This window comes from Streptomyces sp. NPDC050842 (genome assembly GCF_044456565.1).
Classification (GTDB): domain Bacteria; phylum Actinomycetota; class Actinomycetes; order Streptomycetales; family Streptomycetaceae; genus Streptomyces.
Window position 1 is genome coordinate 429,031 of the sequence record NZ_JBITGA010000002.1, and the last position, 14,108, is coordinate 443,138.

The following is a 14,108-nucleotide window of genomic DNA, read 5'->3' on the forward strand; positions in this document are numbered from 1 at the left end:
ACTGCTACTGCACCATCTGAGGACGGCCGACCGCAGGGCGCTCGACGAGGCCATCCGGTCGTACCGCCAGGAGCTCGCGGTCACGGAGCCCGGCGACGCTTCCGTACCGGGCCGCGCCGGCAATCTCCTGATCGCCCTGCACCGGCGGTGGCAACTGACAGGTGACTCAGTCGATTTGGCCGCGTTGATCACCTTCGGCCATGAGCGGGTGTCCGTCGATCGCGTGCGCCCCCAGGACGTGATCCTTCTCGCCCTGGCGTACCGTCAGCGCTTCGACCTCCACGGCCAGGCGAGCGATCTCGACCAGGCGGTCGAGCTGTTCGATCGAGCGGCGGACCTGCCGCAGGACGCCGAGACCGGCGCGCAGACGCTTGCCTCACTGGGCGAGGCCCTGCAGGAGCGGCACAGGAACGGCGCGCGCGGCGGGATCGAGGGCCCCGGGACGGCCGACGGGACGGATCTCGCACGGGCGACGAGCGCCTTGCGGGACGCACTGGAGATCCTGCCGCCCGGTTCGCCCGACCGGCCCGGCTACCGCAACAACCTCGCTACGGCGCTGCACAGCGCCTATCTGCACAGCGGCGACACCGCCGCTCTGCGCGACGCCCTGGACCTGTGGCGGGCCGTGCTGCGCGAGAGCGCGCCGGGCAGCGAGGTGCGCCGGCTCGCACTTGGGAACCTCTCCCAGGGCCTTCGCGAGTGGCACGAACACGACGCAGACGAGACGGACCGGGCGGAGATGCTGGACGTGCACCGCACCGCCCTGTCCGAGACCGGTGCCGGCCACCCGGACCGCCCCGACCGGCTCGCCGGTCTGGGCGTCGCCCTGCGTCTGGCCGCCGAAAGCAACGGCGACGCCGCGCTGCTGCGGCAGTCGGCGCAACTGCTGCGCGAGGCCCTGCCGCTGTACGCCGCCGGCGCCCCCGAGCGGGCCATCAAAATGAACAGCCTCGGCAACACCCTGCATCGGCTGGCCCAGTCGACCGGAGACGCAGCGGTGCTCGACGAGGCGATCACCGTCCTGCGGTCCGCCCTGGCCCAGCAGGGGCCGGGCACCGGCCCGTACGCCGACACCCTGGCGAATCTCGCCGTCACCCTGTGGGAGCGCGCCGTGCAGACGGACGACCTGGACTCCCTGCGGGAAGCCACCCGGCTGGCCCGGAACGCGCTCGACGCGGCTCCGGCCTCCCCCGCCGCGCAGGTCGTACGCCTCGCCAACCTCGGGGTGGTCCTGCAGAGCTGGCACGGCGCGACCGGCGACGCGGCCGCCGCCGACGAGGCGGTCCGCGCGGCCCGTCGGGCCCTGGCACTGGCCCCGCAGGCCGGAGTGGTCCGCGCGGACCGGTTGAACCACCTGGCCAACGCCCTGCGCACGCGGTTCGAGGAGAGCGCCGACGTGGCGGACCTCGACGAGGCGGTCGCCCTGCTGGAGGAGGCCGCCGAGCACGTTCCGTACGGCGATCCGGCGCTGGCGCTCGTACTCTCGAACGTCGGATCCGCTCGTCTGACAAAGCATCACCACAGCGCCGGTGACGGACTGCTGGAGCAGGCGGTCAGCGACCTGGGCCGCGCCGTCTGGTCCGCCCCGGAGGGCGGCTCGGCCCACGGCTCCTATCTGCGGGCTTACGGCGACGCGTTACGTGCCCTGCACCACCAGGACGGCGACCCGGGCGTGTTGCGGGCCGCCGAGGACGCTTACCGGCAGGCCGCCGGGACGAAGGCCATGCCCGCCTACGAGCGGGTTCTCGCGGCCTGGGACTGGGGAGCCGCCGCAGCGGCCGGCCTCCGCTGGAACGAGGCACTGCGCGGTCATGAAGTGGCCCTGAGGCTGCTGCCGTTCGCCGCGTCCGGCCGGCTGGCCCGCAGCGACCAGGAGCGCGGCCTGTCACGGGTGCGGGGTCTTGCCGCCGAGGCCGCCGCGTGCGCGGTCAACGCAGGGCGTCCAGAACACGCGGTGTCGCTCCTGGAACAGGGCCGGGGTGTCCTGCTGAGCCGGGCCATGGCCACCCGGGACGGGCTCGGCCGGCTGCGCGGCGCCCATCCGGGTCTCGCCGAGCGGTTCGTCTCGGTCCGTGACCGGCTCGACGCGCTGGAAGCCGTCGACGCGGCGGAAACGGCCCTGGGCCGGCTGCCACCCACCATCGCGGACCAGCGGCACGCGCTGGCGAGCCGCCTGGAAGAGCTGGTGGCGGAGATCCGCGAGGCACCGGGCTTCTCCGACTTCCTCGCCGCGCCGGACGAGAGCGCCCTTCTCGCGTGCGCGGAAGACGGTCCGGTGGTGCTCGCCTACTGCAGCGGCTACCGCAGCGACGCCCTGATCCTGCGTCCGGGAGGCGTCCTCCTCGTACCGCTGCCGCAGGCCACGCCGGACGCGGTCGGTGATCAGGCGGACAGGCTCCGGCACGCGCTCGGCGACGCGATGGACCCCACCCGCGACAAGGCGGCCCAGCGGACCGTCGCCGAGGTACTGGCATGGACGTGGGACCACGTCACCGGCCCCGTGCTCGACCGGCTCGGGCTGTCCGGTGCTCCCCTGGCGGGGGGCGAGCTGCCCCGGCTGTGGTGGTCGCCGGGCGGGACACTGGCCGCCCTGCCCCTGCACGCAGCAGGTCACCACGGCGAGAGCACCGGTACCGTGCCGCAGCGGGAGGGTGGTGGGCCCGGGGCAGGGCCACGGACCGTCCTGGACCGGGTGGTCTCCTCCTACACGCCGACCGTCCGGGCTCTCCGGTACGCCCGAGACCGGGCCGCCGCCCCGCGGCCGTCCGGCCGACTCCTCGCCGTGGCGCTCCCCGACACCCCGGGAGCCCGGCCGCTCGGCGGGGCACGACGCGAGGTGGAGGCGCTGCGCGCGCTGCTGCCGACCGATGTGCTGTACGGGGAAGGGGCCACCTTCGACCAGGTCATGGCCGCCCTGCCGGATCACCCTTGCGTCCACTTCGCCTGCCACGGAGTCAGTGAACCCACCGACCCCTCGGCAGGCCGGCTTCTCGTGCATGACCACGCGACACGGCCGTTGACGGTCCGGCAGATCGCCCGGCTCGACCTGCCGGCCGCGCGACTCGCGGTGCTCTCGGCCTGCGAGACGGCTCGCGCCGACGGGGACCTGGCCGACGAGTCCATCCACATCACCTCCGCGTTCCAGCTCGCGGGATATCCCCACGCCGTCGGCACGCTCTGGCCGGTCCACGACGCCGTGGCCGTCCGTATCACCCGCCTTCTCTACCAGGGGCTGCGTACCGACGGCGGCGACGGCGGGCCGGCACTGGACGACAGCCGGACGGCGGCCGCGCTACACCAGGCGGTCCGGGAGTGCCGGGCCGCGTTCGCCGCCAGCCCGAGCCTGTGGGCCGCCCACGTACACGCGGGTGCCTGAGGCACTCACACGGACAAGAGGAGACAGTCGCGATGAGCCGGTGGTGGCGGCGCAAGGCCGCACAGGGGGACACGGAGCACGGCGCGGACGGTACGGCCGACGCGACGGGACCCTCCGGACAGAGCCAGGAACAGGAACAGGAGGAGGAACGGGAGGAGGAACGGGCCTGGCGGCCGATCGGCGGGCACATCACCATCACAGAGGTGACGGAGGGCAGTCCGCAAGAGGAGATCGCGCGGATCGAGATCTCCCCCGAGGAGTGGCACACCATGCGCGCCCGAGCCGTCGTCGAACAACTGGGCCCCCAGCACCCGGACGCGCTCAACGCGGTACGCGATCTGGCCCGGGTGCTCGGATCGACCCCCGGACGCGGCGAAGAGGCGGTGACGTTCTACCAGCAGGTGGCCCGAGGCCAGTGGACCGTCCTCGGCCCCCACCACGAGGAGACCCTGCGCACCTCCGCCGAACTCGCCGACGTGCTCCACCAGACCGGACAGCTGCAACTCGCCGAATCGGCCTGGCGCGACACCTTCCGCGGCCAGTCGGACACCCTGGGACGCGATCACCTCGACACCCTGCGCAGCGCGGCCGGGCTGGCCGCCGTCCTGGAGGACCTCAGGCGCGCTCCCGAGGCCGAACCGCTGCAACGGGACGTACTGGAGCGGCGCACCAAGCTGCTCGGGCCCGACCACCCGGACGTACTGACCGCCGCCAACTCCCACGCCGCCTCGCTGCTCAAGTGCGGCCGCCACAAGGAGTCCGAGCGGGCGCTGCGCAGCCTCGTGCCCCGGCTGGAGCAGCGATACGGGCCCGACCACGAGCGCACCGCGGCAGCCCGGGCCAATCTCGGTGCCGTACTCGTCCGACTGAATCGCCACAGCGAGGCGGAGACGCAGCTCTGCGCCGTCGTCCGCTCCTTCGAGACGATCGTGGGGCCCCACCACGAAAGCACCCTCACCGCGCGCAACAACCTGGCGGCCGTCCTGCACGCCAGGGAGCGCTACGAAGACGCCGTCCCCATCCTGCGGGACGTACTGACCGGCCGGGTCGCCCTGAACGGCGAGGACCACCCGACCACCGTGTCGACCCGGGACAACCTCGCCAACGTCCTGATCGACGTGGGACGGCACGCCGAGGCTGCTGCTCTCCTCGACCGCTGCGTCGACGACTACCGGCGCATCTACGGCCCGGGGCACCCCCGCCAGCGGGCCGCCGAGGAGAAGCTGGCCTGGCTACGGGACGACACCCGGTAGGGCAGCACCGGGCGGCCCGGAGCCACAGACCGTATCGGCCCCGTTTCTCCACGCACCCGTAGATGCGGGCGCAATGGATCTCGGCGCCGGAGACGTAGATCGCTCCTGCGTGCGAGGCGTCATACCAGGTCCAGCCGGCCACACTGACCGGCGTCCCGACGCTCGACGCGGCCCCCGAGCACCTGGTGCAGGTGGCGGCGACGGCCGTCCTCGAGTGATCGCCGAGGGCACGGCCGAGAGGCGGGGGGCGATCGCCGATGGCAGCCTGGGCACATACGGGATCTGCGGAAGGGACTACCCATGATCACCACCGACTTCGCCCCCGGCTCCCCCTGCTGGCTCGACCTCGGTGCTCCCGACGTCCCCGCCGCCGCGGCCTTCTACGGCGCCGTGCTCGGCTGGGACTACGAGCCTATGAGCGGCGGCGGAGAGGACATGGAAGGCGGCATGTTCCGCAAGGACGGCAAGATCGTCGCCGGCCTGGGCAAGCTCACCGAGAAGGGCGCCCGCTCCGCCTGGATGATCTACTACAGCGTCGCCGACGCGGACGCCACGACCGAGGCCGTCGAACGCGCCGGCGGGACCGTGCGGGTCACACCGACGGACCTCGACGAGTGGGGACGAATGGCCCAGTACAGCGACCCGCTGGGGGGCCAGTTCGCCGTCTGGCAGCCCGGCACGAACAAGGGCGTCGACCTGGTGGACGCGCCGGGCGCGCTGTCCTGGACGGAGCTCTACACGAGCGACGCCTCGGCCGCCCGGGAGTTCTACGGCAGCGTCTTCGGCTGGCAGTACGCCGACATGGAAATGCCCGGCGGCGGAGGCACGTACACCCTCATCACCCCCGCCGGCCTGCCCCCGGAGCGCATGCAGGGCGGCCTCATGGAACTCCCCCGGGAGCATCTCGCCCTCACGGGCGGCCGCCCGTACTGGCACCCGGTCTTCGACGTCGTCGACTGCGACGCCGCGATCGCCAAGGTCACCGAGAACGGCGGCAGCATCCAGATGGGCCCGGACGACGCCGAGGACGTGGGCCGCCTCGCCGTCTGCCTCGACCCGTCCAACGCCGACTTCGTCGTCCTGACCCCGACCCCGAAGTGACCGAGGGCCGCTCGTCATGGCCGGCGCGCGACGAGCCGCACACGGTCCCCTGCCGACGGAACCGTCGGGCTGTTCGAAGCGCCGGCAAGGTCGATCTAGCTTCCTAGATGCCCGCGTACGACGCGACGTGATGCATCCTCGCGCACTTGCTGCCGGTCGGCCCCGACCGACGACACCGTGCTCGTCCTCGCCCAGCCCAGCCCAGCCCGCCGAAAGGACCGTAGGAGCGCCAGGCTCCGTCCGGCTCGCCAACCCGCCGGCTCGCTCGCTGAAGTGTCGTGGCCGCCCGCTTCTCAGCCGACGGACGGCGACGCCTGAGTCCGAGCGGATCGACACGTGAGGCTGCTGTCCTCAATGTGCCGGCTCCGCGCTGCATCGGATGGCGAGCGCGCAACCGGTCACCACGCTGTCCACCCCTTCCAGGAGAGCCGGCCGGTGCTCGTACTCGTTGCCGTCGCGCAGTACAGCGGCGGGTAGGCGGGAGACCCATACCTCGGGCACGCCGGCGGCCACCGCGGTGCGCGCTCCGCGTAGTTCTACGCGGACGGGTATGCGCAGCGGATGGGCGCGGTTACCGGGATCGGAGTGAGTACGCGTACTCACATGGCCCGCGCTCGTACGCTCGAGGGAAGATGGCACCGCAGACAGACCCTGGACTCCGGGCTGGGGTTGGCCGGCGGCAGCAGGCGCCACAGCACCGGCTCTGCCGCCGGCGGACCAGGCGCTGCTGGTCGCCGTGTACTACCGGACGAACCATTGGCCGCAGTCGAACCCTGCCCTCCTCGTCGCGACAAGCACCGGACCGATCGTCCAGGGCGTCAGGTGGGTGTGTGGGCGGTTTTGTTCGTCGTGGCGCCGTCTTCGTCCTGGTCCTCCGACGCAGCAGGCTGTTGCGGAGTGGGAGGGGTGCGGACCAGCAGTGCGACCAGCACGGCCAAGGTGCCGAGCACCGCGCCGACGCCGAATCCCCAGCGGATGCCCGTGGCCAGGGCGCCGGTGGCGTCGGCGCCGTCGGCTGCCGCCGTGGCGGCGTGTCCCGACATGACGCTGATGACCAGGGCGGTGCCGGCGGCCGCCGCGACCTGCTGGAGCGAGCCCAGGATGGCGGAGCCGTGGGGGTAGAGGTGCGGCGGCAGTACGGACAGGCCGGAGGTGAAGACGGGGGTGAAGACGAACGCCATGCCCGCGCTCAGGGCCACGTAAAGGGCGAGCACCAGCCACGGCGAGGTCTGTTCGCCCGTGAGGGCGAACAGTGCGAGGCAAAGCGCGGTGAGTGCGGCTCCGGGTACGACCAGGCGTGGTGCGCCGAGTCGGTCGTAGAGCTTGCCGACCTGCGGTCCGAGCAGGCCCATGGTCAGGCCGCCGGGGATGAGGAGAAGCCCGGTCTGCAGTGAGGTCAGGCCGCACACCTCCTGCAGATAGATCGGCAGCAGGATGAACGCACCCATGAGGGCCATGAAGGACAGGCACATCAGGCCGAGTGCCACGGAGAAGTGACGAAACGTCAGGGCACGGAGGTCCAGCAGCGGTGTGGACGAGCGCTGCAGTGCCAGCTGTCGCCATGCGAACAGGCCTACCAGCACGGCGCCGGCCAGGGTCGTGGCCGCCGGAGACACGGGGGCCTGGGCTGCGTTCCCGGCACCGAGCCCGCTCAGGCCGTAGACCAGGGCGCCGAAGCCCGCTGCCGCCAGGGGGACGGACAACCAGTCGATCGGGCCGGCCTGCGGCTCGCCGACGTTGACCAGTTTGCGCCGACCGAATATGGCCATGGCTCCGGCGATGGGCAACACGGCCAAGAACAGCAGGCGCCATGTCCCCAGGTGCAGCAGCACACCCGAGACCGCAGGGCCGAGGGCGGGTGCGACGGAGATGACGAGGGTGATGTTGCCCATGACACGGCCGCGGTCGTGCGGGGGCACGAGGGTCATCAGCGTCGTCATGAGCAGCGGCATCATGACGGCGGTGCCGCTGGCCTGGATGACGCGGGCGGCCAGCAGCACGGGGAAGGCGGGCGCGGCCGCGGCCAGAGCCGTGCCGGCGAGGAACAGTGCCATGGCCAGGCCGAAGGCGGTCCGAGTCGTCACCCGCTGGAGGAACCACCCCGTCACCGGGATGACGACGGCCATGGTGAGCATGAAGGCCGTGGACAGCCACCCTGCGGCTGCCGCGGTGACCTCGAACTCGCGCATGAGCCGCGGGATCGCGTTGACCATGATCGTCTCGTTGAGGAGGACGACGAACGTGGACAGCACGAGAATCCGCAGCACGGCGGTGACGCGGGCGGGCGAGAGGGTGGGTGTTGCGTGTGGTGCGAGCATGGCGCCTTCCGTCAGGTGAGTGCCCTCCGCACGTGGGCAGGTCACACTGACAGACCGCGGCGCCGGGAAGAACTCATCGGTGTTGTCCGATCCTGTCGGCGCCGCCGCCCAAGCTCAAACCATTTTGCCGACCCGGAACGGCCAAGCCTAGGAAACCGCCCTGTACGTCACCCCCGGCGTGGGGGGCTGCTGGTGCAGCGGCGACCGACGAGGTGAACATGGGGCGCCGTCGCGTACGAAGTCCACGAATTCGGCCAGCAGCCTCGGGTCCGCGCCGCCGTGCCCGCCGTCCCCGGCCCGCACCTCGACCGTCAGGTCCGCGTCCGACCCGGCGTCGGAACTTCAACTCACGTGCCGTCTGGGGCCGGGAATCCGCCGTCCGGCCGTTCCAGTGGGCGGGGCCCTCGTCCGGGTAGAGCTGGGCGCGGACCACGGAGTCGATGCCGTCGGAGCCGATCAGCACGTCGGCGTCCTCCACGGTCGGCGTGCCGCTGGTGCGGTCCACGAAGTGGGCATGGACTCCGTCCGCCGTCTGCTCGAAGCGCCGGAACAGCCGAACGGTGCGAAGGCGGTCCGGCCCCAGTCGCTCGCGTACCGCCGCCCGGAGCCTCAGGCGCAGGCGGCCGCGGTGGACGGAGTACTGCGGCCAGTGGTAGCCGGCCGCCAGTCCGAGCGGCTCCTCCCACACCGGATCGCCCGCCCGATCGCGGTAGCTCAGTCGGTGCGGGGGGCAACGCGACCGCGGCCAGTTCCTCAGACAGGCCGAGTTCGGAGAGTTCCCGAACGGCGTGAGGCAGCAGGTTGATCCCCACACCCACCGCCTCGCTCACCCGAGGCCGGAAGCCGGCGGCGTGCAGGCTGGGACGGCAGGTCAGACCTGCGGTCCCACTGCCCACGATGCCGGCCCTCATCGGTTGCTCCTGCCTCTCGTCGGCGGTGGCACCAGGTCCCCGGTGGGTGCGGGGACCGCCGGTCTTCCGTGGTGACCACGCTCCGGCACGATCTTGCGGACCGGAGCCGATCGAGGAACGGTCAGCCCGTGGCCTCGGCAGCGTCTCCGATGAGGCGGGCGGTGATGCCCGGATGGCTGATCATGGGGACGTGGGACGCCCCCGGCACCTCGACAACGCGGCGGGCGCCTGCACGCTGGTGGAAGTGCATGAGGCGGGTCGTCGGGAGGGGGACGTCTGCGACGAACGCGGCCCGGAACTTGTCGGCCTGGAGGTACAGGTCGGTGCCCGTCGTGCCATCGGGGTTCGCGTAGGGCACCGCCCGTGTCGCGGCCTGGATGATGCTGCCGGAGTACTTGTTGATCAGGACGCCGAGCTGTTCGCCCTCGTCGGGGACGAAGGCGGCGATGTGGACCAGTGCGCGACCTCCCGCATCGGACCGGTGCCCGGATCAGCCGCATGATCGGTCGGACAGGGCTTAGTTGGTCCCTGTCGCGATTACGTCGAGACACCCGCTCTGTGCGTGCGCCAGTCCCCCACGAGTGACCGCTCACAACCGGAGGCCGGCCGGCCGGGCCGGACACGAATCCGTCGTACGCGGCTGCGCGGACAAGCCCACCGGAGGCCCGACGCCGCATAGAACAAACTCGACGCTTCCACGGGATGGACACCCACATGATCCGCCGAACTCACTCCTTCCGGTAGCGGAGCCCCCTTCACCGTCACGTCTCTCTCCCAGCACGGTTACGTAGAGGCACTCATTCAGCCAGGCCCGGAGCACCGGGCCGCGAAAGACAGGTGACGGTCATGCGAACTGAGGCCGCCCAGCGGGTCGAGCTGGTCTTCTCCCTCTTCGATGCCAACGGCAACGGAGTCATCGACTCCGACGACTTCGACCTCATGACGGGCCGTGTTCTGGAGGCGGCCGTCGCCTCGGACGACGGTGCCAAGGCCGCGATCCGGGCCGCGTTCCGCCGCTGGTGGACGACGCTGGCCACTGAACTGGACGCCAACGGGGACGGTGTGATCACCCTCGACGAGTTCCGTCCGTTCGTTCTCGACCCCGAGCGCTTCGGTCCCACGATCACCGAGTTCGCCGATGCGCTCGCCGCACTTGGTGACCCCGACAGGGACGGCCTGATCGAGCGCCCGCTCTTCGAGTCGCTGATGACGGCGATCGGCTTCGAGAAGGCGAACATCCACGCGCTCTTCGACGCCTTCGGCCCGGACGCCGAGGACCGCATCACCGTGGCCACGTGGGCCGCCGGCATCGAGGACTACTACGCGCCGGACCTGGCCGGGATCCCGGGCGACCAGCTGGTGGCTGTCCGGGCCGTCTGACACGGCCCGTCAGCGGCTGTCCCGGGAGGCGGGCCACTCGTTCATCATGGAGCGCCGCTCGCCGTCCCGGGCGCGGGCGGCAACCGCTACGACGCAACCGAGCTGCCGCCTCTGCCGCCTCTGCCGGGATGTGTCCCACCGAGCGGGGCCTGCGGCAGGGCCCCTCGACTCCTGTGCTGTCGGGCGGTCGTGCCCGATCTCGGCGAAGCCCCCGGCCAGGCACGGAGTGCCGGGCCCTGTGCGGACGTCGTCGTGAGCGCTGCGGACGTCATGACCGGGGCTTGTGGGCGAACACCCACCGGTTTCCCTCCAGCGCGTCGTTCGGCTCGGGGAGGGGGCCGCGTCGGTGCCTGCGGGTGAACTCGAAGGGCGTATGCATCGAGGTGGACCACCCCTTGGTCGTCAGGTCGCCCGCGGAGTCGGGTCGTGGTCCCAGATCGAAGAGCTGGAGCAGGTCGATGCCGATCTGTTCGCGCGTCGCCGTGTAGACCGGGCTGTCGCGATACGCCAGCAGGTCCTTCTCCAGCTTGGCCTCGAAGGCCAGAGCGCTGCCTCCGGTAGTCAGTCTGTCCACCGTGTCGATGAGGTTCGTCTCGGCTGTGCTCGGCAGGTAGAAGAGGAGTCCCTCGGCCAGCCAGACGCTCGGCGCGGCCGGGTCGAAGCCGGCGGTGGTCAGCGCGGTGACCCAGTCCGCGCGCAGGTCGACCGGTACGGGTACGCGCTTCACCTTCGGGGCAGCCGACAGGTCCGTGAGCACCCGCTGCTTGAAGGCCAGCACGCCCGCCCTGTCGATCTCGAAGACCACCAGGTCGGACGGCCAGTCCAGCCGGAAGGCACGCATGTCCAGCCCCGCGCCCAGCAGTACCACTTGGCGGACGTCCGTACGGACCGACTGGAGGAGGAAGTCGTCGAGAACCCTGGTCCGCAGGCCGAAGTAGCGGGCGAACCGCCCCCACAGCGGGTTGTCGTCCCCGTCCGGGACCTGCTCGATGCGGACCGGCCAGTCCGTGCACGCCGAGGCGGCGCGCACGAACTGTTCCGCGTAGACGTCCTGGGCCAGGCTGTCGTGACGGTGGGTCTCGATCGCCCGTGCTGCGGCGACCAGGAGGGCGGTCAGGCCCACACCTCCGGCCACGCCTTCCACGTCTGTCTGCTGCGGCGCCCTGCCGGCCATGTTTCCTCCGTTGACGGGAGTGGGGAGTGCGAGGTGTCTTCTTGTCGGATGGGGTGGGGCCGCGGTGCCGTGTGCGTCGCTCATCGCCTTGTTCCCTCCGGGAGCAGGACGGGTTTGACCACGCGGCCCGCGTCGCAGTCGCGTTCGGCCTCGTTGATGTCGCCCAGCGGGTAGGTGCGGATCAGTTGGTCGAACGGGAAGCGGCCGGCCTGCCACAGCCCGGTCAGCCGGGGTATCAGCAGTCCGGGTACGGCGTCCCCTTCGCAGATGTGGCGGATGCTGCGACCTCGGTCCAGCGTGCCCGGTTCGAGCGACAGCGGGGTGTGGAGGCGTGCCACCAGGCCGAGGCTGCCGGTGGGGCGGAGTGCCTGGAGCGCGACGTTGATGAGCAGGGCCGAGGCCGTGGTGTCCAGGGCGTACTGTGCGCCGCCATCGGTCAGCCGTCGGATCCGTTCGGGCAGTCCGGGCGTTCCGGCGGGCAGGGGGATCGCGCCGAACCGTTCAGCCAGGGCGAGCCGTTGGGGATTCCGGTCGACGGCCACGGTCAGTACGCCGGCGGCGGTGGCCGCCATCACAGCGGCCAGGCCCACGGCTCCGGCGCCGAGGACCGTCAGGGTGTCGCCGGGGCCTGCGCCGAAGGTGTTCAGCACGGCTCCGGCGCCGGTGAGGAAGCCGCATCCGAGGGGCCCGAGCAGATCGATCGGGAGTGCGGGGTCGACCCGGACGGCGTTGCGGGCCGGGACGAGCGCGTACTCGGCGAACGAGGACTGGCCGAACCAACGGGGGGCCAGCGCTTTCCCGGTCGTGTCCGTGAGTCGCGGCGGTTCCTCCTCGCGTCCTCCGAAGAGGTTGAGGGACGCGAAGGAGTCGCAGTAGGCGGGGGCCGCGCCGCGGCAGTTCCGGCAGTGTCCGCAGGAGTCGAAGCTCAGCACGACGTGGTCACCCACGTTGACCGTGGTGTCAGGGCCGCTGCCCGTCCGCACCACGACCCCGGCGCCCTCGTGGCCGAGGACGGCCGGCAGGGGGCTGCGGCCGGCGGAGTGCCGGACCGCGAGATCGGTCCGGCACATCCCGGAGCCTGCGATCTCGACCAGGATCTCGCCGGCGGCGGGTTCCGTCCGCAGGTTCACCTCCTCGACCGTGAACGGGTCCTCGTACGAGCGCAGTACGGCCGCCTGGAACCTCATCGTCACGCCTCCCGCGGGCGGTGGACGACGAACGGCCGGAGGTTGCCGTAGAGCCCCCACGGTCCGCCCGCGACGCCGACTCCGCTGTCCTTGACCCCTGCGAAGGGCTGGGCGAGTGACAGTTCGGCATGGTGGTTGATCCAGGCCGTGCCGCATTCGAGCCGGTCGGCCACCGCCTCGGCCCGGTCGAGATCGGTGCCCCATACGGAGCCGCCAAGGCCGAAGCCGGTGCCGTTGGCAGCGTCGACGGCTTCGTCGAGGCTCCGGTAGGGCAGCACCGGCAGAACCGGTCCGAACTGTTCCTCGGTCACCACCGGACTGCCGGGTGGGACGTCGCTGAGGATCGTGGGAGCGAAGAAGTATCCCGGCCCGTCCAGCCGGTGGCCGCCGGACGCCGCCCGGGCGCCGCCCGCCAGGGCCTGCTCCGTGACCCGTTCGACCCGGGCCAGCTGCGCGGCGTTGTTGACCGGTCCCAGCCGGGTTTCGGGGTCGAGGCCGGGCCCGACGGTGACACTCTTCGCGCGCTGGGCGAGGGCTTCGACGACCTCGGCGTAGAGCCGGGCCGGGACGTAGACGCGTTTGACCGCCATGCAGACCTGCCCGCAGTTGCGGAACGCCGCCCAGAACAGCAGGTCCGCGATCCGGTCCACGTCGACGTCGTCCAGCAGTACGGCGGCGTCGTTGCCGCCCAGCTCCAGGGTGACCCGGGCCAGCGAGGCCGCCGCCGCTCCGGCGACGGCCCTCCCGGTGGGCACCGAACCGGTGAAGGTGACGTGGCGGATGCCCGGGTGGGAGGCGAGGCGGGCGCCGAGCGGTTCGCGGCCGGTGACGACGCTCAGTACGTCCTCGGGCAGGGCCGTGGCGAGGGCGGAGCCGAGCAGCCGGGTGGCGAGCGGAGTGAACGGCGACGGTTTGAGGACCATGGTGTTGCCCGCCGCGAGCGCGGGCGCGAACTTCGCCGCCGCGAGCTGGAGAGGAAAGTTCCAGGGCACGATCGCGGCGACGGGTCCGAGGGGGCGCCAGCGGATCTCGCTGTGCACGGGCCGGCCGTCGTCGATCCGGCGGGTCCGGGGGGCCAGGTCGGCGAAATAGCGCAGGCGGGCCGCAGTACGGGCGACCTCCGCGTACGACTCGGCCAACGGCTTGCCCTGTTCCCGGGTGAGCAACCGGGCAAGGTCGTCGCCGGCCGTCTCCACGGCGTCGGCCGCGCCGCGCAACGCGGCGGTGCGGGCGGCGGGGTCGGCGCGCCAGCCGTGCCAGGCTCGCTGGGCGCGGGCGACCACGTCGTCCAATTCACCCGGCTGCTGGTCGGGGGCCTCGTCGAAGGTCTCCCCCGTGGCCGGGTCGACGATGGGGAAACGTACGGCCCGGCGTCCGGAGACGCTGCCTGCCTCAGGCGTCGGCATGC

9 protein-coding genes are annotated in these 14,108 nt (G+C 72.0%); 4 read left to right on the plus strand and 5 right to left on the minus strand.

What is annotated here, in order from left to right; all coding sequences use genetic code 11:
- Nucleotides 1-175: 175 nt before the first annotated feature.
- From ACIBG6_RS07255 to ACIBG6_RS07265, 3 genes are all read left to right on the plus strand, one after another.
- The gene (locus tag ACIBG6_RS07255; RefSeq protein ID WP_399221567.1) at nt 176-3,376 is read left to right on the plus strand and encodes a CHAT domain-containing protein; all 3,201 of its coding nucleotides are present in this window, start codon (nt 176-178) and stop codon (nt 3,374-3,376) included.
- 32 nt (nt 3,377-3,408) lie between these two features.
- Nucleotides 3,409-4,629, plus strand: a complete 1,221-nt coding sequence (locus ACIBG6_RS07260; protein ID WP_399221568.1) for a tetratricopeptide repeat protein — start codon at nt 3,409-3,411, stop codon at nt 4,627-4,629.
- A 300-nt stretch (nt 4,630-4,929) separates the two neighbouring features.
- The gene (locus ACIBG6_RS07265) at nt 4,930-5,730 is read left to right on the plus strand and encodes a VOC family protein (protein ID WP_399221569.1); all 801 of its coding nucleotides are present in this window, start codon (nt 4,930-4,932) and stop codon (nt 5,728-5,730) included.
- An 818-nt stretch (nt 5,731-6,548) separates the two neighbouring features.
- On the opposite strand, the gene ACIBG6_RS07270 is transcribed toward ACIBG6_RS07265, so the two are convergent.
- Both ACIBG6_RS07270 and ACIBG6_RS07275 read right to left on the minus strand, forming a co-directional pair.
- On the minus strand, nt 6,549-8,048 hold the full coding sequence (locus ACIBG6_RS07270) for a DHA2 family efflux MFS transporter permease subunit (protein WP_399221570.1): 1,500 nt from the start codon (nt 8,046-8,048) through the stop codon (nt 6,549-6,551).
- Nucleotides 8,049-9,080: 1,032 nt separating this feature from the next.
- Nucleotides 9,081-9,317 carry a hypothetical protein gene (locus ACIBG6_RS07275; protein ID WP_399221571.1) on the minus strand — a complete coding sequence of 79 codons (237 nt, stop codon included), beginning with the start codon at nt 9,315-9,317 and terminating at the stop codon, nt 9,081-9,083.
- A gap of 488 nt (nt 9,318-9,805) precedes the next feature.
- Here ACIBG6_RS07275 and ACIBG6_RS07280 point away from each other — a divergent pair, with 488 nt between their 5' ends.
- Entirely contained in the window at nt 9,806-10,339 is a 534-nt protein-coding gene (locus ACIBG6_RS07280; protein WP_399221572.1) for an EF-hand domain-containing protein, read from the plus strand.
- 268 nt (nt 10,340-10,607) lie between these two features.
- On the opposite strand, the gene ACIBG6_RS07285 is transcribed toward ACIBG6_RS07280, so the two are convergent.
- From ACIBG6_RS07285 to ACIBG6_RS07295, 3 genes are all read right to left on the minus strand, one after another.
- Nucleotides 10,608-11,513: a class I SAM-dependent methyltransferase gene (locus tag ACIBG6_RS07285; protein WP_399221573.1), complete on the minus strand. Its 906-nt coding sequence runs from the start codon at nt 11,511-11,513 to the stop codon at nt 10,608-10,610.
- Nucleotides 11,514-11,593: 80 nt separating this feature from the next.
- Nucleotides 11,594-12,700, minus strand: a complete 1,107-nt coding sequence (locus ACIBG6_RS07290) for an NAD(P)-dependent alcohol dehydrogenase (protein ID WP_399221574.1) — start codon at nt 12,698-12,700, stop codon at nt 11,594-11,596.
- A gap of 2 nt (nt 12,701-12,702) precedes the next feature.
- Nucleotides 12,703-14,106: an aldehyde dehydrogenase family protein gene (locus tag ACIBG6_RS07295; RefSeq protein ID WP_399221575.1), complete on the minus strand. Its 1,404-nt coding sequence runs from the start codon at nt 14,104-14,106 to the stop codon at nt 12,703-12,705.
- Nucleotides 14,107-14,108: the final 2 nt, after the last annotated feature.

Bases quoted from the DNA above. Each gene is read 5' to 3' on its own strand.
- ACIBG6_RS07270 (WP_399221570.1), bottom strand. From the start codon at position 8,048: ATGCTCGCACCACACGCAACACCCACCCTCTCGCCCGCCCGCGTCACC.
- ACIBG6_RS07280 (WP_399221572.1), top strand. From the start codon at position 9,806: ATGCGAACTGAGGCCGCCCAGCGGGTCGAGCTGGTCTTCTCCCTCTTC.
- ACIBG6_RS07295 (WP_399221575.1), bottom strand. From the start codon at position 14,106: ATGCCGACGCCTGAGGCAGGCAGCGTCTCCGGACGCCGGGCCGTACGT.
- ACIBG6_RS07285 (WP_399221573.1), bottom strand. From the start codon at position 11,513: ATGGCCGGCAGGGCGCCGCAGCAGACAGACGTGGAAGGCGTGGCCGGA.
- ACIBG6_RS07265 (WP_399221569.1), top strand. From the start codon at position 4,930: ATGATCACCACCGACTTCGCCCCCGGCTCCCCCTGCTGGCTCGACCTC.
- ACIBG6_RS07260 (WP_399221568.1), top strand. From the start codon at position 3,409: ATGAGCCGGTGGTGGCGGCGCAAGGCCGCACAGGGGGACACGGAGCAC.
- ACIBG6_RS07290 (WP_399221574.1), bottom strand. From the start codon at position 12,700: ATGAGGTTCCAGGCGGCCGTACTGCGCTCGTACGAGGACCCGTTCACG.